21 protein-coding genes, 5 tRNA genes and 1 riboswitch are annotated in these 21254 nt (G+C 44.3%); of the genes, 6 read left to right on the forward strand and 20 right to left on the reverse strand.

Translation table 11 applies throughout. The annotated features are described in order from the left end of the window. The 6 genes from AR334_RS26915 to AR334_RS26940 form a co-directional block, all read right to left on the reverse strand. A tRNA-Leu gene (locus AR334_RS26915) sits at nucleotides 1-82 on the reverse strand. Nucleotides 83-90: 8 nt separating this feature from the next. Further along, nucleotides 91-165 (reverse strand) — tRNA-Gln (locus tag AR334_RS26920). A 59-nt stretch (nucleotides 166-224) separates the two neighbouring features. Further along, nucleotides 225-296, reverse strand: a tRNA-Glu gene (locus tag AR334_RS26925). A gap of 14 nt (nucleotides 297-310) precedes the next feature. Beyond that, nucleotides 311-401, reverse strand: a tRNA-Ser gene (locus tag AR334_RS26930). Between the two features lie 4 nt (nucleotides 402-405). Next, nucleotides 406-480: transfer RNA gene (locus tag AR334_RS26935), tRNA-Asn, on the reverse strand. 121 nt (nucleotides 481-601) lie between these two features. After that, on the reverse strand, nucleotides 602-1075 hold the full coding sequence (locus AR334_RS26940) for a SprT family protein (RefSeq protein WP_066321433.1): 474 nt from the start codon (nucleotides 1073-1075) through the stop codon (nucleotides 602-604). A gap of 98 nt (nucleotides 1076-1173) precedes the next feature. Here AR334_RS26940 and cmpA point away from each other — a divergent pair, with 98 nt between their 5' ends. Continuing rightward, nucleotides 1174-1287 (forward strand): cortex morphogenetic protein CmpA, encoded by a 114-nt coding sequence (gene cmpA, locus AR334_RS29765; RefSeq protein WP_156431412.1) that lies wholly within the window; start codon nucleotides 1174-1176, stop codon nucleotides 1285-1287. Between the two features lie 17 nt (nucleotides 1288-1304). Here cmpA and AR334_RS26945 read toward each other — a convergent pair whose 3' ends face one another. The 6 genes from AR334_RS26945 to acpS all read right to left on the reverse strand — a co-directional run bounded on the left by AR334_RS26945 (nucleotide 1305) and on the right by acpS (nucleotide 7354). After that, nucleotides 1305-3476, reverse strand: a complete 2172-nt coding sequence (locus tag AR334_RS26945) for a Tex family protein (RefSeq protein WP_066321434.1) — start codon at nucleotides 3474-3476, stop codon at nucleotides 1305-1307. 157 nt (nucleotides 3477-3633) lie between these two features. After that, nucleotides 3634-3984, reverse strand: a complete 351-nt coding sequence (ndoA, locus tag AR334_RS26950; protein ID WP_019156408.1) for a type II toxin-antitoxin system endoribonuclease NdoA — start codon at nucleotides 3982-3984, stop codon at nucleotides 3634-3636. 4 nt (nucleotides 3985-3988) lie between these two features. Further along, nucleotides 3989-4270: a CopG family ribbon-helix-helix protein gene (locus AR334_RS26955; RefSeq protein WP_066321588.1), complete on the reverse strand. Its 282-nt coding sequence runs from the start codon at nucleotides 4268-4270 to the stop codon at nucleotides 3989-3991. A gap of 269 nt (nucleotides 4271-4539) precedes the next feature. Beyond that, nucleotides 4540-5697: an alanine racemase gene (gene alr, locus AR334_RS26960; RefSeq protein ID WP_066321436.1), complete on the reverse strand. Its 1158-nt coding sequence runs from the start codon at nucleotides 5695-5697 to the stop codon at nucleotides 4540-4542. 126 nt (nucleotides 5698-5823) lie between these two features. Continuing rightward, complete coding sequence (locus AR334_RS26965) at nucleotides 5824-6840, reverse strand: outer membrane lipoprotein carrier protein LolA (RefSeq protein ID WP_066321437.1); 1017 nt, start codon at nucleotides 6838-6840, stop codon at nucleotides 5824-5826. A gap of 166 nt (nucleotides 6841-7006) precedes the next feature. Further along, complete coding sequence (acpS, locus tag AR334_RS26970) at nucleotides 7007-7354, reverse strand: holo-ACP synthase (RefSeq protein WP_066321438.1); 348 nt, start codon at nucleotides 7352-7354, stop codon at nucleotides 7007-7009. Between the two features lie 90 nt (nucleotides 7355-7444). Between acpS and AR334_RS26975 the strand changes: the two genes are divergently transcribed. Beyond that, nucleotides 7445-8035, forward strand: coding sequence for a rhomboid family intramembrane serine protease (locus AR334_RS26975; protein ID WP_066321440.1), 591 nt, complete (start codon nucleotides 7445-7447; stop codon nucleotides 8033-8035). A 3-nt stretch (nucleotides 8036-8038) separates the two neighbouring features. Here AR334_RS26975 and AR334_RS26980 read toward each other — a convergent pair whose 3' ends face one another. The 5 genes from AR334_RS26980 to AR334_RS27000 form a co-directional block, all read right to left on the reverse strand. Next, nucleotides 8039-9490 (reverse strand): PH domain-containing protein, encoded by a 1452-nt coding sequence (locus AR334_RS26980; protein WP_066321443.1) that lies wholly within the window; start codon nucleotides 9488-9490, stop codon nucleotides 8039-8041. After that, on the reverse strand, nucleotides 9483-9962 hold the full coding sequence (locus AR334_RS26985; protein WP_066321445.1) for a PH domain-containing protein: 480 nt from the start codon (nucleotides 9960-9962) through the stop codon (nucleotides 9483-9485). The genes AR334_RS26980 and AR334_RS26985 overlap by 8 nt, the downstream gene beginning before the upstream one ends. Before the next feature lie 388 nt (nucleotides 9963-10350). Continuing rightward, nucleotides 10351-11847, reverse strand: a complete 1497-nt coding sequence (locus AR334_RS26990) for a DEAD/DEAH box helicase (protein ID WP_066321448.1) — start codon at nucleotides 11845-11847, stop codon at nucleotides 10351-10353. A 362-nt stretch (nucleotides 11848-12209) separates the two neighbouring features. Beyond that, entirely contained in the window at nucleotides 12210-13586 is a 1377-nt protein-coding gene (murF, locus tag AR334_RS26995; protein ID WP_066321450.1) for a UDP-N-acetylmuramoyl-tripeptide--D-alanyl-D-alanine ligase, read from the reverse strand. Nucleotides 13587-13646: 60 nt separating this feature from the next. Continuing rightward, entirely contained in the window at nucleotides 13647-14726 is a 1080-nt protein-coding gene (locus AR334_RS27000; protein ID WP_066321453.1) for a D-alanine--D-alanine ligase, read from the reverse strand. 215 nt (nucleotides 14727-14941) lie between these two features. On the opposite strand from AR334_RS27000, the gene AR334_RS27005 reads away from it, so the two are divergent. After that, the gene (locus AR334_RS27005) at nucleotides 14942-15598 is read left to right on the forward strand and encodes a sulfite exporter TauE/SafE family protein (RefSeq protein ID WP_066321455.1); all 657 of its coding nucleotides are present in this window, start codon (nucleotides 14942-14944) and stop codon (nucleotides 15596-15598) included. 37 nt (nucleotides 15599-15635) lie between these two features. On the opposite strand, the gene AR334_RS27010 is transcribed toward AR334_RS27005, so the two are convergent. Continuing rightward, nucleotides 15636-16412: a hypothetical protein gene (locus AR334_RS27010; RefSeq protein ID WP_066321457.1), complete on the reverse strand. Its 777-nt coding sequence runs from the start codon at nucleotides 16410-16412 to the stop codon at nucleotides 15636-15638. A 284-nt stretch (nucleotides 16413-16696) separates the two neighbouring features. On the opposite strand from AR334_RS27010, the gene mgtE reads away from it, so the two are divergent. The 3 genes from mgtE to AR334_RS27025 all read left to right on the forward strand — a co-directional run bounded on the left by mgtE (nucleotide 16697) and on the right by AR334_RS27025 (nucleotide 20146). Beyond that, on the forward strand, nucleotides 16697-18055 hold the full coding sequence (gene mgtE, locus AR334_RS27015; protein ID WP_156431413.1) for a magnesium transporter: 1359 nt from the start codon (nucleotides 16697-16699) through the stop codon (nucleotides 18053-18055). 136 nt (nucleotides 18056-18191) lie between these two features. Continuing rightward, nucleotides 18192-19376: an FtsW/RodA/SpoVE family cell cycle protein gene (locus AR334_RS27020; RefSeq protein ID WP_066321461.1), complete on the forward strand. Its 1185-nt coding sequence runs from the start codon at nucleotides 18192-18194 to the stop codon at nucleotides 19374-19376. Nucleotides 19377-19552: 176 nt separating this feature from the next. Next, nucleotides 19553-20146 (forward strand): DedA family protein, encoded by a 594-nt coding sequence (locus tag AR334_RS27025; protein WP_066321462.1) that lies wholly within the window; start codon nucleotides 19553-19555, stop codon nucleotides 20144-20146. A gap of 199 nt (nucleotides 20147-20345) precedes the next feature. Here AR334_RS27025 and AR334_RS27030 read toward each other — a convergent pair whose 3' ends face one another. Together AR334_RS27030 and AR334_RS27035 are read right to left on the reverse strand one after the other, a co-directional pair. After that, nucleotides 20346-20660 carry a multidrug efflux SMR transporter gene (locus AR334_RS27030; protein ID WP_066321463.1) on the reverse strand — a complete coding sequence of 105 codons (315 nt, stop codon included), beginning with the start codon at nucleotides 20658-20660 and terminating at the stop codon, nucleotides 20346-20348. Continuing rightward, entirely contained in the window at nucleotides 20660-21001 is a 342-nt protein-coding gene (locus AR334_RS27035; RefSeq protein ID WP_066321464.1) for a multidrug efflux SMR transporter, read from the reverse strand. Before AR334_RS27035 ends, AR334_RS27030 begins: the two co-directional genes overlap by 1 nt. A gap of 54 nt (nucleotides 21002-21055) precedes the next feature. Next, nucleotides 21056-21209: riboswitch (guanidine-I (ykkC/yxkD leader) on the reverse strand. Nucleotides 21210-21254 lie beyond the last annotated feature (45 nt).

The following is a 21254-nucleotide window of genomic DNA, read 5'->3' on the forward strand; positions in this document are numbered from 1 at the left end:
TGCGGGTGAAGGGAGTCGAACCCCCACGCCTTGCGGCGCCAGATCCTAAGTCTGGTGCGTCTGCCAATTCCGCCACACCCGCGAGTTAAATGGCTGGGCTAGCTGGATTCGAACCAACGAATGACGGAGTCAAAGTCCGTTGCCTTACCGCTTGGCTATAGCCCAATATTCATTAAATTAGATAAGAAACAGGAAATGAATTGCGTTTCATTCCCCATCCCTGATGACCCCTACGGGATTCGAACCCGTGTTACCGCCGTGAAAGGGCGGTGTCTTAACCGCTTGACCAAGGGGCCGAATTTTATTTAGCTGGCGGAGAAGGAGGGATTTGAACCCTCGCGCCGCTTACGCGACCTACACCCTTAGCAGGGGCGCCTCTTCAGCCACTTGAGTACTTCCCCAATATGGCTCCGCAGGTAGGATTCGAACCTACGACCGATCGGTTAACAGCCGATAGCTCTACCACTGAGCTACTGCGGAATAATCCCAATTTCACAACCTCTAAAACAGGTTGTCGTCCTTTCGACTCTTTAAATTATAATAACGTAGCATGCTAAAGTCAATACGATTTTTAATAGAAATAACTGGATGAAGGAAATCCTTATCCAATCTGAATCTCCTTTACCTTTACCAGCTTTCCTTTGCAAATTCCGCAAACATACTTACTTGTATTGATGCTTCTTTTTCTCTGGAAGGAAAGATTGCAATTTGAACACTTATATAAAAGGATTTTCTTCACGGTTCGTTTTTTCTTCACGTCCGGGAGCTGGTTGCAAAATCGTGGCGCCCCGACTTTTTTCAAAAGAAATTTGAATTCCGGGTCCCGATGCTGGTAGCCTTTCCCCTCGAGGTGAAGATGATAATGGCATAATTCATGTTTAATGATCCCGATTAATTCGGTTTCGCCCAGCTGGTCGAGATATTTTCTATTGATTTCAATATTATGGGTTCCCAACAAATAACGACCTCCGGTTGAACGTAATCTCGGGTTAAATGTCGCTTTATGGCGAAACGGCTTGCCAAAAGATTCAATTGAGATTTGTTCAACGAGCACTTGAAGTTCTGCGTCTTTCATTTTTTCGGTCTCCCCACTTTCTTTCGAACGTGACAACCTATTATAGCATATATTGTTTATACCCCTTATGAGATTTAACTTTTTGGGAGGTTTTCATAATGCCCACTTGGTTTCAAAACCAAATGAAAAGAGCTTTTTATGAAAAGAACCGCTATCAGATCAAACTGCTAAACCAATGCTGGTTTTTTTACAGAAAAAAACACTGCCAATAAGAGCAGTGTTTTGTGCATTAGGAAGGCTTTAGCATCGTCAACGCGACGCGGCCTTTTTTCATATCGACTGAATCTACCCAGACTGTGACGACATCCCCAACGGATACAATGTCGAGCGGGTGTTTGACGAAGCGGTTGCTTAGCTTGGAGATATGCACAAGCCCATCCTGCTTGACGCCAATATCGACGAACGCGCCAAAATCAACCACATTCCGGACTGTACCTTGCAGTTCCATACCCGGCTTGAGGTCCTCCAGCTTTAAAACATCCTTTTTCAATAGCGGTGCAGGAAGTTCATCTCGCGGATCCCGTTCTGGTCTCACCAGTGCATCAACAATATCCTTTAAAGTTAATTCTCCAATTGCGAGCTCTTCTGAAACAACCTTGAGATCTAGCCCGTTTAATGCGGTTTTTAACTCTTCCGACCCTAAATCGGCTGCGGAAAAACCAAGATTCTTCAGCAATCTTTCAACCTCGGAATAGTTTTCCGGGTGAATGCCAGTCCGGTCAAGCGGCTGCTTTCCGTCCAATACACGAAGGAATCCAATCGCCTGTTCAAACGTTTTTGCACCCAAACGCGGGACTTTCTTTAATTGCGAACGACTGGTAAACTTCCCGGCCTCTTCGCGCATTTTTACAATATTGTTGGCTGCGGTTTTATTAAGCCCGGCGACATACTGCAGCAACGAGGAAGAGGCAGTATTTACATTGACTCCCACCTGGTTCACAGCTGTCTCCACGACAAAGTGCAAGGACTCGGACAGCCGTTTTTGTGACACATCATGCTGGTATTGGCCGACACCTACTGATTTCGGGTCAATTTTCACAAGTTCCGCCAAAGGGTCTTGGAGGCGGCGGGCAATTGAAACCGCACTTCTTTCTTCTACATGGAGGTTCGGAAACTCTTCTCGTGCAATGTCTGAGGCTGAGTACACACTCGCCCCTGCCTCATTGACAATTAAATAAAAGATTTCTCCTCCTGCTTCTTTTAAAATATCTGCGACAAATTGCTCGGTTTCCCTGGACGCTGTCCCGTTTCCGATTGCAACCATTTCTACATTAAACTCACGAAGTATATTGATAAACTTCTGTTTAGCTTCCTTCGTTTTTGAAACAGGAGGATGCGGATAAATAACGTCTATCTTTAAAACCTTCCCGGTTTCATCAACTAACGCAAGCTTACAGCCTGTCCGATAAGCCGGGTCAACCCCCAATACCATCTTTCCTTTTAGAGGCGGCTGCAATAACAGATTACGAAGATTTTCAGAGAAGATGTGTATCGCCTGTTCTTCCGCCTTTTCGGTCAACTCACCGCGGATTTCCCGCTCGATGGAAGGCTGAATCAGCCGTTTATAGCTATCCTCTATCGCCTCCAAAACATAGGCTGCAGAAGGAGCATGCTGTTTTTTAATCCATTTTCTCGACAGATAGTTAATGACGACATCGGGATTCATTTTAATTGAAACCCGCAGGATCTCTTCCTTTTCGCCGCGATTTAACGCCAGGATGCGGTGCGGAACAATTTTATTGACCGGTTCTTCATATTCATAGTACATTTCATAAACGTTTTTCTCGTCTTTTTCGGCTTCCTTGACAATCGAGACCACAGCACCTGATTTAAATGTTTCGCGGCGGATCCATTTTCGGCCGTCAGCATCATCGGAAACCATTTCGGCGATGATGTCCTTGGCCCCCGTAAGTGCATCCTCAATTGTGAGGACCGCTTTTTCTTCGGAAAGAAATTCTTTTGCTTTTTCCTCGATACTTTCGTTTGAAAAAGTTAGCAGCCATTGTGCCAGCGGTTCCAATCCTTTTTCTTTGGCAATCGTCGCTTTGGTCCGGCGTTTTTGTTTATAAGGGCGGTATAAGTCCTCCACCTCTTGGAGTTTTTCCGCTTTGACTATGCTTTTTTGGAGATCGTCTGTCAATTTTCCCTGTTCAGCGATAATCCGCAAGACTTCTTCTTTACGCTGTTCGAGGTTTTGGATGTATTGCCAGCGTTCCTGAATGGAGCGAATTTGCACCTCATCAAGCGCTCCGGTCATTTCCTTCCGGTAGCGGGCAATAAACGGGACGGTATTCCCTTCGTCTAATAAGCCTATTACGCTTTTTACTTGTTTAAAAGATATAGCCAGTTCAGCAGCTACTTTGCTTAATAGCTGATCGTCTTTTACCAATGTTTCAGTCACTTGAATAACCTCCAATCCATCTTTACCCATTTTAGCAAAATCAGTTGGGTATTTCATTTCAAAAAGAAAAGCAAGCCGTTAAGCTTGCCTGAGCAGTTGAGTATGAGAACAGCATTATGTATGAAAAAGCGCCCTTTAAATAAAGAGCGCATATTGCTTAAAATTCGATGAGACCAAGGCTGATTTGCAAGGCTTCATCCACTTTCTCCATCATTTCGTCATCGAGATGGGTTATTTTATCGGTTAACCGCTGCTTATCAATTGTGCGAATTTGCTCTAACAGAATGACCGAATCTCGTTCAAATCCGTAGCGCTTCGCATCAATTTCAACATGAGTAGGAAGCTTCGCTTTTTGAATTTGAGCCGTAATCGCTGCAATAATAACTGTGGGACTAAACCGATTCCCGATGTCGTTTTGGATGACAAGTACCGGACGGACACCGCCTTGTTCAGAACCAACAACTGGGGATAGGTCCGCGAAATATACGTCACCACGTTTGACAATCAAGGGATTATCCTCCGCTAACTAGACGTTCGACTGTATGCTCTGCCTCATATTCTGCCTGGAATGCCTCAGATGCAATCAATAGATTAATCTTCGCCATCTCCATGTATCCGCGTCTCATGGACTCGCGAATTTGTCTCTTTTTACGTTCGCGTAAATACATCTTTGTTGCTTGGTAGATAAACTCACTGCGGTTTACGTTTTCGAGCTTAACGAAACCATCTAACTCGGTTAACAGATGTTGCGGTAATTCTACTAAGATTTCCGTAGTTGCGCTGGATTCAGACACAAACATACACCTCCACCATCACTACACACCAATTTTTTTTATGCTTTTTTCTTTCTATACGCAAAATTCAACCATGGTTATTGGCACCCAAAAAAGGGCAGTAAAAAATAAATTATCTATACCATCTTTTATAATAGCACTATTCACAGCCGATGCATAGACTAAATATCATTCCTATTGTATTATAAGCCAATCTTTCGTTCTTTTATGCACAAATCAGCCGCCCTCACATAAATATGTTGAAGTTTTAAAAAAAACGACTAATTTTTTCAAAGAAGATAATTTTTTGACTCGACAATTTTCCCGCCTTTTTTATAAAGTCGGGGTACGCGTTTGGCGATGATGCAGGGTACTTCGTAATTAATCGTCTCCAGTTTGGCAGCAATCTCATTGACGGAAATCTCTTCATTCCCTGCCCTGCCGATCAATGTAACAGTCGTCCCAAGCGGTACCTGCTCTGAGAGGCGAATCATGCATTGATCCATACAGATTCTTCCGACAATCGGCGACCGCTTGCCGTTCACGAGCACTTCCTGTCCCTGCAGCCTGCGAATCCAGCCGTCAGCATAACCGATCGGTATCGTGCCGATCCACTCCTCTTCTCCACTCTCATAGGTTGCCCCGTAACTGACTTTTTCGCCCTTTGGCAATTTTTTCACATGGACAAGCTTTGCCTTTAACGCAAAAGCCTCCATTAGCGGGAAAGGTATTTCTTTTTCCATCTCCGGAGAAGGGGTTAAACCATACATGGCAATACCAAGCCGAACCGCATTAAAATAGGCCTTTGGAAATCGAATTGCAGCTGCACTATTGCTGGAATGGATGTATTTAGGCCTGCGTTCCAACTCGCCGATTATTTTTTCAAATCGCACAAATTGCTGCTCAAAATAAGTGTTATCCATTTCATCTGCCGTGGCAAAGTGCGTAAAAATGCCTTCAAATACAAATCGCCCGTCCTCCGAAATCAGCCGCTCCAATTGCTTTAATTCCTCACTGTTTCGGACTCCAATCCGCCCCATTCCGGTGTCGACCTTAATATGAACCGTCACCTTGGCGTCCTGCGGCAAATGCTTGGCCGCTTCGTGTAGCCACTCTTCCTGAAATACGGTTAGCGTGATGTTAAAGTCCGATGCAACTTTCACATCCTGCGGGCGCGTCGCCCCCAGCACAAGAATAGGTGCTGTGATTCCGTTATTCCTTAAAGCAATCGCTTCATCCATAAACGCAACCGCCAAATAGACTGCCCCGGCATCAAGCGCCGTCTTTGCCACCTGGATATCTCCATGCCCATATGCATTTGCTTTAACCACAGCAAAAAGGGCCACATCAGCAGGCAGAAGCTTTTTTACGGCGGAAACATTTTCTGAGATACAATCCAAATCGACTTCTACCCATGTATCCCGATAAAAATATTCCTGCTCCTCCATAATTCCACTTCCCAAATGTTTAAATGATTATTGTTTCATTTTAGCAAAAAACAAGAGCAGTCTCCAAATTTTAAAAGCAGCCAAACAAAATACAGGCCCAGCACTGGAGCCTGTATTTGCATCATATTATTTAACCGCTTCACCTTGGACCGATTTAGCCACTTCAATCATTTCTTCACGTGTCAGGTTTTTCGAGGCAATCATATAATCGACCCCATCCTGTGTCCAGCTGATGGAATTGTCTGTTACCGCGCCAATTGTGACGCCAAGGTCAACCAGGTCGCCGTCCACATACGTTGGGGACGTTGCTGCGGCTTTTGCTTTTACTTTCTCCTGAACCAGAGTATATGATTTCTTCTTGCCGTCATAGGTTAGGACTACACGCTTGCCGTCCTCAATCTTCACTTCTTTTTCTCCGGTAAGCTTGGTGCCTGCAATTTCATATGTCGGGTATTTAATCGTGAAGGATTGGTCGCCGCCACCTGCCATTGCCGGCATGTTAAGCTCGGCACGGGTCATGTTTTTCTTCATATCGAAGTCGTCTTTGTCAAAATCAGCATTAAATTTTACTTTGGCAAATTCAACTGTCACCAGGGCATTGCGATCCGGATCCATCACTTTTACCACAGCTGGCGATAAATCTTTTCTATTCAGTTTAATTTCCTGTATGGGTAGCATACTATTATTTTGATAGCGGGTTTTTGTTTCAAACACATAGTGTTGTTTCGTAGTCGAGAATTTGGCTTCCTTGTCGGCAACAATATCATTGATCAGGGACTCGTACAGGTAGGCCTGACTGCTGTTTTGTGGCCAATCGCTTTGGAAGCGGAAGCTCTTTTTCAATGCTGGCGTCAGCACAAACACGCCTTCGTTATTCCTTAATATCATTTGGCTTTGATCTTTCTCCGCATTTTTCAGATTAACGCGATAGAAGTTCGGATCCATATGCCAGATTTCCACGTCGTAAACCTGTGAATCTGACCCCATCTTTAAAGTCATTTTTGCTTGAGCCTTGTAGCTTGTTAAGGCTTTCTGCTTTCCATCCAGCTCCTTCACTATATCTTCTTGCGATTTAGAGCCGCAGGCGGCGAGCATGAAGATGGCGATTAGCCCTGTGATGAGCAGCAACAACTTTTTCCTCATTCCTTCAACCCCTTCTTGTCTCATTTCATATTATTGAGAAGAGAAAGGCAGGGATCAGGCAGTGATAACCGAAATGACCATAGCTGACCTTGTCTCTCCTAATTCTCTACGAATATATGAGACAACCCGTGGGAATATGCTAATGAAGTAAACAAGCCTAAAAAAATTAATCCTCGAGAATGACTTGGGCAACCGCATAGTCTCTACTGTGTGAGATAGATAGGTGTCCCTTCGCCTCGGGCTTTACAATGTAGGGCTTGCCGAGGTCATCCGAGGCAATCTCAATATCCAGAAAGGAAAGGTCCTTCCCAATACCGGTACCAACCGCTTTGGCAAAGGCCTCTTTGGCCGCGAACCTCCCAGCTAAAAATTCAACCTTTCGCCGCTCCGGCAAGGCTTCAAATCGCTGTTTTTCTGCTTCCGTTAAGATTCGGTCGACGAATTTTTTTTGCCTGCTGATCAACTCCTTGATTCGGGAAAGTTCAATTATATCTATGCCGATTCCTTTAATCATTGCAATCTTCCTTCTATTTAAATTTACAGGTGCATAATAGTGTACAAGGTTAAGAAAACGTCTATCATGGTTATTGAGGGAGGTTTGGCCATGTTCACTAGAACCGAGAGCTTCAGTGAGTTTCTTCGCTTCTATCCGATTGTTTCGTTTATAGTTGCGATCCATATCGTCTTATATCTTTTAACCATTCTACCAGTATTCCCAAACTTCTGGTTCATCGAAAACCTATCCGGGGTGAATCTTTATATTATGGAGGGGGAATTTTGGCGGCTCATTACCCCCACCTTTATGCACAGCGGTTTTTCGCACATGCTGTTTAACAGTTTTTCTCTGGTGTTATTCGGACCAGCGCTGGAACGGATGCTTGGCGGAGTTAGATTTTTGCTTGTGTATCTAGTTTCCGGTTTTATTGCCAATGTTGCCACCTTATTGCTGGAGCCACTGACTTACACCCACGTCGGATCGAGCGGGGCAATCTTTGGGCTTTTTGGCTATTATATCGCTATGATTGTTTTTCATAAAGATAGACTTTCCAAGCAAAACTCGCAAATCATCATCACACTTTGCGTAATCAGCTTAATTATGACATTTATTGAGCCGAATATTAATATCACGGCCCACCTGTTTGGACTGCTCGGCGGTTTTATATTGGGGGCAGTTCCACAAAAAAACAGGGCTTAACCGCTAATCTAGGCTGCCCTGTTTTTGCTTTTCTCTTGAATACCATTGATAAATTTTTTGTACATCACTTATTTCCAGATCGGACACCGTGCCGCCTGCCCCGCCAAATCCAGATGATACTGACGCCCCGACTGTTCCCAAATCCTGTCTCCTTTGAAAATAGCTTTCCTGCATTTCGAGGCTTTGAATTTTATTTTTCAACATAAAAATGGTCACGCGATCTATGGTTCGATACCTCAAACTCAACTGGCGCTGGTGAATATTCCACCCGCCCGCCTTGAACTTTGCGATGGCCCAGAACGATCCAAGTGCCAAAAGGATTAACGACAGCAAGCCCCAGATTTTCAGAAAAATTATGGCCGCCGTGACAACCGGGATTGTAAAAAACCAGCTCCGAAACAGATATCGCCGCTTGGCCCGCTTTGGCAATGGGGTGAAAGCTGTTGTTAGAGCATATTCCGGCAGGTAAGGCCCGATGATGGCCCGAATCTGGTCTACCTTTACGATTGGAAGCAAAGTAACATTGGCTCCTTCCTCGTTCGCGGAGGACCCGCCGGCGCTTTCAATATAGACCGTACCATAGCCAATCAGCTGCCTGATTATCGGTTCATTGATACGAATGGCCTGAATCCGCTTTAAAGGAACGGTTATTTGCTTTTTTTCCAGCAGCCCTTGGGATATGATGAGGTCCCCTTCTTTTTTCACCACGGCAAAGTTCGCATACTTTAGCATCGTGATGATGAGGCCGATCATCCAGGCGATAAATAGGCCGATAAAGACGAAAATAACGATGGTTATTAGGTTATGAATCGCCCAGTCCTCGATGCCCCTGAACAGTCTTTTAAACGGGATGAAATCATCAAACTGCGACAGCAAGGCAAAGAGGGCGGAAATCACCACCCCGGTGCCGCCGGAGGTCAATGAGAGAATGACCAATTGCCGGGTGGAGATGTTAAAAATTTGCTCGATTTCCGGTTCGGCTTGCGTGTCCCGGGTATCGGCATTTTTCGCTGCCGCGACATAGTCTTGAATGAGACTTGCTTCTCCCTTGGAGATGGCTGATAGGACGGCTTCCGCCTCATCGTCGCCGCTACTCCCGGCTGTTTCAATTTTCACTTTAACAAGCCCAAATAATCGTTGCAAAATACCTTCGGTTAAATCCATGCTTTGGATTCTTTCAAAAGGTATATAGCGTTTTTTCCGAACGAATATCCCATATTCAATCCGAACCTCGTCATTTTCGATTCTGTATGTATAGCGGTACCACGACAAGATGCCGGAAACAAAGGTGAAAAGGACGATTACGAGTGCGACTATCAGAGAAAAAATCATTGATAATCCGCCATCTCGACCGGCCGAAAAGAGAATGGCAGCCACAGGAATCAACATGTTTTTAATTCCCTTAAGTGTATTAATCACGGTGGCAATCGGGTGAAGCCGTTTCGGTTCAAACATCCTCCTCCACCACCCTTGCCAATTTTGATATGTAGTGGCGCAGCTCATCGGCTTCGATTTCATCGAGGGCGGGAACGGTATGCATGGTTGCTGCCGTATGAACAATCACAGAAGCCAGTTTGTAGTTTCTAAGAATGGGCCCCTGGACTGTGTCGACGTGCTGGACGCGTACCATCGGGACAAGCGTACGGGTGCGGATAAAGATTCCCTCCTGCAGTTCCAGTTCTTCTTCCCTGACCTCATAGCGCCAGCGCTTCCACCTGAGTGACGGAAAGATCAATATATGTAATATGGTAAAAATAACGCCAAGTATGATGAGTATGATGGATATCCATTGAGGTCCTTCGAAAATATGCAGCAGGACGATCGCTGTAGCAACGATTGACCACTCGACAACTGCTCTAATGACCCCTGATATCCGCCACACCGTTAACGCTTTTGACGAAATTCGATTTTGTGGTTCAGTTAGCATACGTATACCCCCTTTGCGGCTTACCACATATAAGTATACATGGAAATGATTAGGGGGACTAGTGCGCAAAATGTCTGGATCGGGGGTAGACTGCTATTGCGTAACGCGCTATTAGACACTTTTACTCTAACAGCACTCATTTTGTCCTTTAGAAGCTGTCTATTAGACACTTTCCACTCTAACCCCACCCATTTTGTCTTTTAGAAGACGTCTATTAGACACTTTCCACTCTAACCCCACCCATTTTGTCTTTTAGAAGCTGTCTATTAGACACTTTCCACTCTAACCCCACCCTTTTTGTCTTTTAGACAGCTTTCCTTTGTCTCAATCTCCTCCCTAGAGCACAAAAAAAGCATAGACCGCAACGGTCCATGCTTTTTAAATAATCTTATTGATGATTGTAGCTTTTTGACTTCGGCTTACTGCCGCTAGGTCTGCGGTCGCCGCGCGGTTTTACGGGCGCCTTTTTCCGGCGGTCATCAGATCTGTAGCTGCGAGAATCATCCCTTCTTCGGCGGTCTCCGCCACGGTCGCCACGGTCAAATGACTTTCTTTCCCGTTTATTTGGAAGCGGCGCTTCTTCTGTCAGCTTCACCGGTGTTGTGTCCGGCTCTTTCGTCAGCATTTTCAAAACTGCTGCAACAACAGTCTCGGCATCATTGGCTTCCAGTAATTCCTCAGCAGCCGCTCTGTAATATTGTAGGTTGTTCGAATCAATGGTTGCTAAAATCTTATCAACCACTGCACGCTGTTGGCCTTCCAATGCCTCATCAAGGGTTGGTGGCTTCATTCTTTCCATTTTACGCTTCGTGGTTTTTTCCACTACAAACAAATATGGCTTTTCGCGCGGTGTTATAAACGTCATTGCCACACCGGTTTTGCCGGCACGGCCAGTACGGCCAATACGGTGAACATAGCTTTCCGGATCTTGAGGAATGTCAAAGTTATACACGTGGGTCACACCGGAAATATCTAGGCCGCGAGCCGCTACGTCTGTTGCCACAAGCACATCAATCGAACCTTCTTTAAACTTGCGCAGGACAGACAAGCGCTTCGCCTGGCTCAAATCGCCATGGATACCTTCAGCAGTATAGCCGCGCAGGTTTAATGCCTCTGATAATTCGTCGACACGGCGCTTTGTTCGTCCGAACACAATCGCCAGTTCAGGTGATTGAATATCGAGAAGTCTTGTTAAAATATCAAATTTGTTCTTTTCCTGAACCTCCACATAATATTGCTCAATCAAAGGTACAGTCATTTCTTTCGTTTTCACGCGGACAATCTGAGGATCCTTCATGAATTTTTCCGCAATGCGCTGAATTGGCCCCGGCATTGTCGCCGAGAACAGCAATGTCTGGCGCTCTTCAGGAATCCCCGCCAAAATGGATTCAATATCCTCAATAAAGCCCATGTTGAGCATTTCATCCGCTTCATCTAGAATTACGGTCTGAATATTGTCAAGACGCATGGTTCTTCTGTTAATATGGTCGAGAAGCCGTCCCGGTGTACCGACAATAATATGTGGAGCTTTCTTTAATGAACGGATTTGCCGTCCGATGTCCTGGCCGCCGTAAATCGGCAAGACGCGCACTCTCTTGCCCGCCCCGATTTTATAGAGCTCCTCGGATACTTGGATCGCCAGCTCCCGTGTTGGGGCAATGATAATCCCCTGAATCGCCTCTAAGCTCGTATCAACCTTTTCAACCAATGGGATTCCAAATGCTGCCGTCTTACCAGTCCCCGTCTGAGCTTGGCCAATTACGTCTTTATTTTCTAAGCTCAATGGAATCGTTTCTGACTGGATCGGGGTAGCTTCCTCAAAACCCATGCGCAGGACAGCTTTTAACGTCGCCTGGCTTATACCTAAATCTTCAAACTTGGTCAATGTTTTCAATCTCCTTCATCTATTTAAGAATATTTTTGATATTCAGTGCCAAATCTATTCTCCCGTTACGGTTCAATTCACATTATATATTTTACCAAAAAAAAGACATTCCTCCCAAGGAGTATGCCCTCATTTACCAAAACAAAATCAAACTTTCTTGATTCCGTACACATAAATTCAACTACGTCAAACGAGCAGCCATAAAACGGCCGGCCGATACGAGAGTTTTCATTTAATCATCATTAGACACATTGTAAATAATCATACCATCTTCATGATGAATATGCAAATGGGGACAAGGCATTAATTACAGCCTTGTCCCTAATTATTGTTAAAAATAAAACCCACAATAGGGGAAACTGTCAGCTTTGCAGTGCTTTGACCACTTCTTCCAATTTCATGCCCCTTGAAGCCTTTACAAGTACGAGCGAATGGTTATTGACATGCTGCTCTAGTTCTTTAATAAGTTCACTTTTTTCCATAAAAGCAAAAACCCGCTGTTCCCCTAAGGTCTTACGCGCTCCTTGGGCAATATGACTGCCTAGTACCCCAAAGGTGAACACGAAATCAATTTTATCAGGATCCAAACCTTCGCCAATTTGATAATGATACTGTTCCTCCTGCGGCCCCAGCTCAAGCATATCTCCGAGAACCAGGAGTTTTCGGTCATAGCCGCGAAGGTTGGCCACCAGTTCAATGGCTGCCATCATGGAAGTTGGGCTGGCATTATAGGCATCATTGATGACCTTTTCGCCATGCTTGCCTTCGACGAGTTCCATACGCATATTTGTCAGCTTGACTCTGCGGAGCCCTTCCTTCATTTTTTCAAATGGTATGGAAAAGTGGCGGGCAATCAGCATCGAAGCTAGAGCATTAAGAATATTATGTGTTCCCAATACAGGCAATTCAAAGGTTTCAGCCGAAGCATTAATTTTAAAACTGTTTCCTTGATCCAGCTGATGGATTTCAGTTGGGTACAGATTATTTGTATCACTTCGGCCAAAGGTCTGCACCTCGATATTGCCTTTAAAGCGGTGAATCCGTTCCATCAACAACGGTTCATCTCCGTGCAGGACAGCTAGTCCGCCTTCTTTTAGCCCCTGAAGAATTTCAAGCTTTGCTTCGGCAATGCCTTCTCTTGAACCAAGGTCAAGCAGGTGGGATTCGCCAATGTTGGTAATCACAACGGCATCCGGACAGGCAAGCTTGGTCAGGAATTCAATTTCTCCCCTGCCGCTCATCCCCATTTCCAAAACAGCAATTTCCGTATCTTCCCGTAAGCCCAGTACGGTTAATGGCAGGCCAATATGGTTATTAAAATTGCCCTCCGTTTTTTGCACCTTATATTCTAACGCCAACAAGCTAGACGTCATATCCTTGGCTGTCGTCTTGCCGTTGCTGCCTGTAATGCCAACGACTTTTACCGATAACTCCCTGCGATAGCTGCGGGCCAATTCCTGCAGTGCCACCAGGCAGTCATCTACTAGCAAAATTGGCAGATCCTTCGGCGGGTTCGGGACATCCTTTTGCCATAACGCGGCTGCCGCACCATTATGAATCGATTGGATGACATAATCATGGCCGTCTACATGCTCCCCCTGAAATGGCACAAACAGGTTCCCGCGTTCAATTTTTCGCGAATCGATGGTAACCCCTGAAATGACGATATCAGCAAACGGGGTAATGTCATTTTGTATAGAAACCATCTCGGCAATTTGCTTTAATGATCGTTTTATCATCGGTTAACCCTCCTTCAATATAAAATCGACACGGCATTAGCGAGCCGTGTCATGTCAGTCTTAGAACGTGTATTTAATCTGCTGCTTTTCGGCATGCCTTTCCTTCGCTAGATTAACAAGACGCTCGATTAGTTCCGGATACTCGACACCGGTATGCTTCCACAATAGCGGGAACATGCTGAATGGGGTAAAGCCAGGCATGGTATTTACCTCATTAATCAGGACTTTCCCTTCCTTTGTCAAAAAGAAATCAGCGCGCACCAGTCCGGAACAATCCAACGCTTTAAAGGAGCGTATTGCCATATCTTTAATTTCTTCATACTCCTCTTCTGTTACATCGGCTGGAATGATCAGGGCCGTATCGCCATCTTCATATTTCGCTTTATAGTCATAAAAATCCTTTTTCGGAACAATTTCACCGGCAACTGAACATTCCGGTTCATCGTTTCCAAGGACGCCAACTTCGATTTCGCGAGCCACGACACCTTCTTCAATAATTACTTTTCGGTCAAACTGGAACGCCTCTATGAACGCCGTCTGTAATTCCGCTCTGTTTCGGCACTTGCTGATTCCAACACTCGATCCGAGATTGGCCGGTTTGACAAAGCACGGATAACCAATTGCGGCTTCAACCTTGGCACAGGCCGCTTCCTGGTCCTTCTGCCATTCGCTTTTAATAAACGAAACGTAATGAACTTGGGCTAGGTCAGCCTGGGCAAAAACATTTTTCATCATCACTTTATCCATACCGGCTGCAGAGGCCAGAACTCCGTTACCGACATACGGAAGGTTTAAAAGTTCCAGTAATCCCTGTACGGTTCCGTCCTCGCCGTTAGGCCCGTGCAAAAGCGGGAAAATGACATCAAGCTGTGCATTTTCCTGCTGCTCTGCCTGGAATAGCGCCGGGGTAAGTGAGGCTGTTGACAGCTGGCCCGCTTGGGAAAATTCAAGCTGGCTAATATTTTCTGGTGGAGCGGTTAATTGCGGCCCTTTAATCCACTGGCCATCTACATTTATGTAAATCGGATAAATATCGAATTTTTCAAGATTTAATGCCTTAATAACCGCTAGAGCCGTTTGCATTGATACCTTATGCTCCGCAGATTTTCCGCCATATAACAAACCTAATTTTGTTTTCATACAAGTGCCTCCATTTTTTCATTCACTCTATTTTAACACTTTAGTAAATCAGAAAGGAAATACCTCTGCTCATGTTTTAATGTTTTTTTCTAGTATATGAATCATGATGCTTGCCTCACAACAATCTCTCGGAAATTTGTCAAGATTTCGCCAAAAGGTGGATGTTTTTTCCTGTAAGATAATTTTGTAGACACATATTTTGGAGGTGCCAAAAAATGTCGGGGACGTTTTTATCAGTATTATTTTTTGGATTTCTGCTTGGAATCAAGCATGCAATCGAACCTGACCATGTTATTGCCGTTTCCACCATTGCCAGCGAATCAAAAAATATCAAACGTTCGGCGTTTGCCGGAATCTACTGGGGAATTGGGCATACAGCCACATTGTTTATATTTGGCATGGCAATGATTGTCGCTAAGAATACCATCACAGACACGCTTGCCTTAAGCCTGGAATTTTTAGTCGGGCTTATGCTTGTCACCTTAGGTCTGTCAAGTCTTCATTCGGTTGTTCCCCATAAGCACAGTCATCCTAGCGAAGCGTTAAACGGCAAGAGCCGGCCGCAGCTGAAGTCGTTTTTCATCGGGTTTATCCACGGCCTTGCAGGAAGCGCCGCAATGGTGCTTTTAACGATGAGCACGGTCTCGACCGTCTGGGAAGGCGCATTGTATATCCTAATCTTTGGTTGTGGCACCGTAATTGGCATGCTCTCCTTTTCAACAATTATCAGCCTGCCATTTGTATTGACATCTGGAAAACAAATTAATCGAAAATTAAACAATGTTGCAGGAATTATCAGTATTCTGTTCGGCCTTTATTATATGTATAACTTGGGCATTAACGAAGGATTATTTTCACTTTGGTTTTCATAAAAACACGTTGGGGGGTGACCCTCTTGAGTCACCCCGTTTATATTACATTCAGCTTCCATTCTTTTGTCTTTTTGTCATAAATAATTTTGGCATGGCACGGTTTATCGGCCATTTCCTCATATTCCTCGTACATATCATCCATATTGGCAAAGTCCCCAAGAACCCAAGCAGGTATTTCAATCTTTGTCCGCTGTACATCTGCATCCTTTAAAGCAAGACAAAGCCCTTCCTTAAAAAACGGCGTCAATGACAGGAGAATTTCCTTATTCACCGGCGGATAAGTCCGTTTTTTTCGGAGCCCAAGCAAAGACTTTTCAGGCTTCAATTCGCCAAGCTTGGCAGCAATCGTGTCGCTTAATAGCTGAAAGAAATCCTTAAACGTGCGATAATAGGTTTTGTTGAACCAGCCATCATCATGTGCCAAATACACAAAGCGATTGCCCAATTTATTATAGAACGGCATTTTTAAATGGTGTTTATGGTGGCCCAAGTATAGTAATTCCGCCATTTCCTGTCCTGTCAGTTCATTTAGCCCTTCTTCCTCCTGAAAATCAATCCAGCAGAAGTTTCCGTATCCATAAACATCGTCTGCAGCCAATTTGCCAATCCGATTATCTGGACAATATTCGAGCAGGGTATGCATATTAAAATCAGCATCATCAAAACGGTGTTGGAGCAGAAGCAAGTTATTTAATGAACCAGAAAAGACAGCAGCAAATTCAGTGAATTCAATACCATGGGTTAGCACATACTGGTCCGATTGATTTAAATGGATATAGACTAGATCCCGTATGTCCTGATGATGCTTTTTCACTGCCAAACTCCTCCGATCAACAACAATTGAATAATTATTAGTATATAGTTTCCTCGTACTGGAAATTCCTTTTATTTCACACCTATTCATTTTAACAAATAATAGGCCAAATAGCTTATTTCAATTGTTTTACAAAAAGTATCTTTTGATTAATATTCCTGTAACTTTTTACGGTCGATTTTCCGGCTTTAATATCGCATACTATTAACAGGCATATAGAGCCTTTTATAGTAAACCTCGTCACGGCACCACGGGATCAGGCCCGGCGGAAAGGAGTGACTTCCGTGATAAAAGATATGACGCATGAAGAAATAAGTTTAATGATCATCACTATGCTGACCGAGAATAAAAAATCGGACTTTGAAACAATCATCGACGAACTTCAGCCGTACGATGTGGCCGCCATTTATAAGGAACTCCCGGAAAAGTATAAGGGGCGGTTTTTGCTATTTTTAAAAATGGATCTGCTTGTGGACCTGATGGAGGAGCTTGATAAGGAAGAACAGCTGGATTTATTAAATAAGCTGGGGATCGAAAAATCAAGCAAGGTCCTTAATTTAATGGACAATGATGACCTGGCAACTTTATTGCACGAGCTATCTCCCGAGAAAATCGACTCGCTGCTGTCTGAGATGAAAGTCGAGGAATCAGAGGCGGTCAAGGATATCATGAAATATCCGCCTGAAACGGCCGGAAGGATCATGAACAATCGGTTCGTTTGGATTCGCAATTATTTTACGGTTAGGGAAGCGGTTGATAAGCTGAAAAGCTTTGCCCAATTTGCCGAGTCGCTCAATTATTTATACGTTATTGATGAGGGGCGCAGGCTTGCCGGGGTCGTTTCTTACCGCGATTTGTTATTGGCGGAACCTGATGAGAAAATTAACAATATTATGTTTGAGCGGGTCATATCCGTCACGGATACAACCGACCAAGAAGAAGTCGCGACAACTGTTCAGCGCTACGATTTTATCTCCGTGCCCGTTGTCGATGAGAATAATGTCCTGCTTGGAATTATTACGGTCGACGACGTGATCGACGTCGTCATGAAAGAAGCCAATGAAGATATTGAAAAGTTATCCGCAACGGGTAAGTCGATCGATTTTGAAACGAAAACACTTGTCGCGGCAGCAAGAAGACTCCCGTGGCTAATCCTGCTTTTATTTATCGGAGTCCTTTCCGGACGAATTATCTCCAGTTTTGAAGATACCTTGAAGCAGGTTGTCGCGTTGACCTTTTTTATGCCGATGATCGCCGGAATGACCGGGAATACAGGCACCCAGTCGCTTGCCGTTGTCGTCAGAGGGCTCATTTCGTATGATATAGATAAAAAAGTGATATTTCGGTTGATTATGCGGGAACTCGGCGTCGGCATTTCAATAGGAGTGATTTGTGCGATTTTAATCTCCGTTATCGCTTATATTTGGCAAGGGAGTCTAATTTTGGGTTTCGTCGTCGGCTGCTCTCTGTTTTTTACTCTGATCATCGGAACCTTGGCCGGAACCGTCATCCCAATTGTGCTTTACCGGCTGAATATCGACCCTGCGGTGGCGTCAGGACCGCTGATTACCACATTAAATGATATTTTTTCGCTGCTCACCTATTTCGGGATTGCCACTGCCTTTTTAACACATTTAATGTAAGTCTTTTTGAAACCTTTTGACCGCGAAAAACGTTATGTATTTATGGGTATGTCATATTTTGCCTAGAAAATTGGTTGTGAGGATTTGGTTTCTCTGCTAGTCTTGAATTAACTTTAAGGTAAACTGGGTGTTGCTGATGGAAAAATACATAAAAAAATCGGATCGATTTGATTGGTCATTAACTTTACTATTATTTCTCTTTTTCCTGGTCAGCTGCGCGGCCATTTACAGTGCCCAAGCGACCGGGCAGTATGGAGATCGTAACTTCCTGATCATGCAGGTTTTCTGGTATTGCGTCGGGGCGGGGATTATTTTAGGATCCATGTTTTTTGATAGCTATCAATATCGCAAGCTGGCTTGGGTTTTGTACGGCTTTGGCATTTTATTATTAGTTTTTCTGGCCGTTGCCCCTGAGAGTATTGCACGTCCGATAAATGGCTCGAAAAACTGGTTTCAGATTAAAGGCTTAGGAACCATACAGCCATCCGAGTTCGTCAAAATCTTTTTGATTTTGGCGCTGAGCCGGGCAGTTGCCGCCCACAATGAAAAATATCTTGAAAAAACGCTAACGACAGATTTATTTTTATTAATAAAACTTGGTGCTATAACGGCAGTACCGCTCGGAATGATCGTGGTCGAGGATTTGGGGACAGCACTGGTGGTTATGGCCATTTTTACAGGTGTGATACTCGTTTCGGGGATCTCCTGGAAGATTATTTTGCCAATCTATGGTGCAGGAGCCGCATTTGTCGGGCTAATCTTTTATCTTGTAATAAGAAAACCGGAAATGATTGAAAAATTCCTCGGTGCTAAAACCTATCAACTTAACCGAATTTATTCCTGGCTTGACCCGGTTAACCATACATCCAGCTCGAGCTATCATTTGATGAAGTCGTTAAGCGCGATTGGCTCCGGGCTTATTTCCGGCAAGGGTTTCGGAAACGGTGAAGTCTATGTCCCCGAGGCCCACACCGATTTTATTTTCAGTGTAATCGGTGAGGAATATGGCTTTTTCGGGGGCAGTGTCGTAATCGGCCTGTATTTCTTGTTGATTTACCATTTAATCAAAACCGCTCTGGATACGAATGATCCGTTTAACACATATGTCTGTACGGGTATCATCAGCATGATTACGTTCCATGTATTCCAAAATGTTGGCATGACGATTCAGGTCCTGCCAATTACGGGAATTCCGCTGCCGTTCATCAGCTATGGGGGAAGCTCGTTAATGGGCAATATGTTTGCAATGGGCCTTATCTACAGCATTCGTTATCACCATCGCAACTATATGTTCTCGACGGACAATTCAATTGGCACATAGGATTGGGGGCTTGAGCAGTTTTCAGGAACTGACTGGCGAGAGTGACCAATTAGGAAGAGGCGGCGGTTTCGCTGCCTTTTTTACGGGGAATGTTAAAACCCATATTTATTTCATTATCAGACAAACTATTATAAACTATTTAAAGCGACTAATTTATCATAAGTGAAGGTGCATTTATGAAGGAGTTTATTTTTTCGATTTTAGATTTCTTATCCGGATTGGGTTATTTCGGGATTGCATTAGGTTTAATGATTGAGATCATTCCTAGTGAAATCGTGCTTGGCTATGGCGGTTATATGATCTCACAAGGAAAAATTGGCTGGGTTGGGGCAGTCATTGCCGGTACGATTGGCGGGACGCTTGCCCAATTATTTTTATATTGGGCCGGTTATTATGGCGGCAGGCCGTTCCTCGAGAAATACGGAAAATATGTACTAATCAAAAAGAAACATATCGATATTGCTGAACTATGGTTTCGCAAATATGGCGCCGGGGTTATTTTCTCAGCGAGATTCATTCCCGTTGTCCGTCACGCGATCTCCATTCCTGCCGGTATCGCAAAAATGTCGGCAATGAAATTTACGCTGTATACGGTTGCAGCAATCATTCCATGGACCATCCTCTTTCTTTACTTAGGGAAAATTCTCGGCAAAAACTGGGCTGATATTAAAGAATTTGCTCAACCATACGTCATGCCGATCATTATCGGTGCGTTAATTGTTGGCGTTATCTACTTCCTATATCAAAAAACAAGAAAAACCACCGATTAAATGATTATCGGTGGTTTTTACTTTAGTGAAGCTGTTTCATATTTTTATTGGCGGCACTTTTCTTTGATTTTTAGCCAGATTTGTCAGCAATACGCCTTATTGGTGACACTTTTTACTTTTTCCTAGCCAAAACTGTTGCCAATACCACTTATTGGCGACAATTTCCTGATTTATCCAGACGATTTTGTCGGCAATCCAATTAGGAAACAAGCTTCAACCCAATGGCTGCCCCCAGAACCATAAAGATAAATACGAGCCGTTTCCAATCCCTCGATTCATTATAAAGCAACATGCCCAGTATCGCGCCGCCGGAGGCACCGATACCCGTCCAGATGGCGTATGCCGTGCCCATAGGCAGTGTTTTCATCGCATAAGCAAGGAATAAGAAGCTTGCGCCAAAACCGGCCGCCAACAAAACATAGGATTGCCAATTACGGTCGTGATGCACTTTATTAATCATCACCACACCGAACATTTCACATAGTCCTGCCAACACCAATGAAATCCAAGCCATCAAGAATCTCCCCCTTTCCCAACAGAATCTTTAGTAACCAACTTCAACCCGATTACTCCTGCCAGCAGCACAAGAATCAACAGGATTTTTGCCGTTTCAAATCGTCCCCCAAAAAAGAGAATCTCTGATATTACAGTTCCAGCGGTACCCAATCCAACAAAGACTGCATACACCGTGCCAACAGGGAGTTTGTTCCCCGCCGCAATCAATGCGTAAAAACTCACAATAATCGCCACAACTGTCCCGGCCCATTCCAAAGCACTATCTGCATGCTTTAAACCAATCACCCAAAACACTTCAAAAAAAGCGGCAAAGAACACTTTCAGCCATTGCAGATTCATTTCTTTTACTCCTTTCCGACAAAAAAAGCCTGGGAGATAACTGTATCATCAGTAATCTCCCAGGCTTTTATCCCTCCGTGTACACAGAAAAGCGGAAGCGCCTTGACTAGGCGCCAAGCTGGACAATTTCCAAAGTCCAATCTGTGCGTTTTCTCTCGGACCAGGCCGGCTTACCTAAATAAACCGCGGAACCCTAGAAAACTTTTCATATTGATTTTGGTTTTTATTTTAACACAAAAGGCTGCGATTGGGA

It is taken from the genome of Bacillus sp. FJAT-29814, from assembly GCF_001510715.1.
Taxonomy (GTDB): Bacteria; Bacillota; Bacilli; order Bacillales; family Cytobacillaceae; genus Neobacillus.

What these genes read in the sequence shown, in the direction of transcription:
- AR334_RS26985 (WP_066321445.1), bottom strand. Translation starts at nt 9,962, where the DNA reads ATGCTAACTGAACCACAAAATCGAATTTCGTCAAAAGCGTTAACGGTG.
- acpS (WP_066321438.1), bottom strand. Translation starts at nt 7,354, where the DNA reads ATGATTAAAGGAATCGGCATAGATATAATTGAACTTTCCCGAATCAAG.
- AR334_RS26965 (WP_066321437.1), bottom strand. Translation starts at nt 6,840, where the DNA reads ATGAGGAAAAAGTTGTTGCTGCTCATCACAGGGCTAATCGCCATCTTC.
- AR334_RS27000 (WP_066321453.1), bottom strand. Translation starts at nt 14,726, where the DNA reads ATGAAAACAAAATTAGGTTTGTTATATGGCGGAAAATCTGCGGAGCAT.
- cmpA (WP_156431412.1), top strand. Translation starts at nt 1,174, where the DNA reads ATGCCCACTTGGTTTCAAAACCAAATGAAAAGAGCTTTTTATGAAAAG.
- AR334_RS26940 (WP_066321433.1), bottom strand. Translation starts at nt 1,075, where the DNA reads ATGAAAGACGCAGAACTTCAAGTGCTCGTTGAACAAATCTCAATTGAA.
- AR334_RS27030 (WP_066321463.1), bottom strand. Translation starts at nt 20,660, where the DNA reads ATGGCTTGGATTTCATTGGTGTTGGCAGGACTATGTGAAATGTTCGGT.
- AR334_RS27035 (WP_066321464.1), bottom strand. Translation starts at nt 21,001, where the DNA reads ATGAATCTGCAATGGCTGAAAGTGTTCTTTGCCGCTTTTTTTGAAGTG.
- murF (WP_066321450.1), bottom strand. Translation starts at nt 13,586, where the DNA reads ATGATAAAACGATCATTAAAGCAAATTGCCGAGATGGTTTCTATACAA.
- AR334_RS27005 (WP_066321455.1), top strand. Translation starts at nt 14,942, where the DNA reads ATGTCGGGGACGTTTTTATCAGTATTATTTTTTGGATTTCTGCTTGGA.
- AR334_RS27025 (WP_066321462.1), top strand. Translation starts at nt 19,553, where the DNA reads ATGAAGGAGTTTATTTTTTCGATTTTAGATTTCTTATCCGGATTGGGT.
- AR334_RS26980 (WP_066321443.1), bottom strand. Translation starts at nt 9,490, where the DNA reads ATGTTTGAACCGAAACGGCTTCACCCGATTGCCACCGTGATTAATACA.
- AR334_RS26975 (WP_066321440.1), top strand. Translation starts at nt 7,445, where the DNA reads ATGTTCACTAGAACCGAGAGCTTCAGTGAGTTTCTTCGCTTCTATCCG.
- alr (WP_066321436.1), bottom strand. Translation starts at nt 5,697, where the DNA reads ATGGAGGAGCAGGAATATTTTTATCGGGATACATGGGTAGAAGTCGAT.
- AR334_RS27020 (WP_066321461.1), top strand. Translation starts at nt 18,192, where the DNA reads ATGGAAAAATACATAAAAAAATCGGATCGATTTGATTGGTCATTAACT.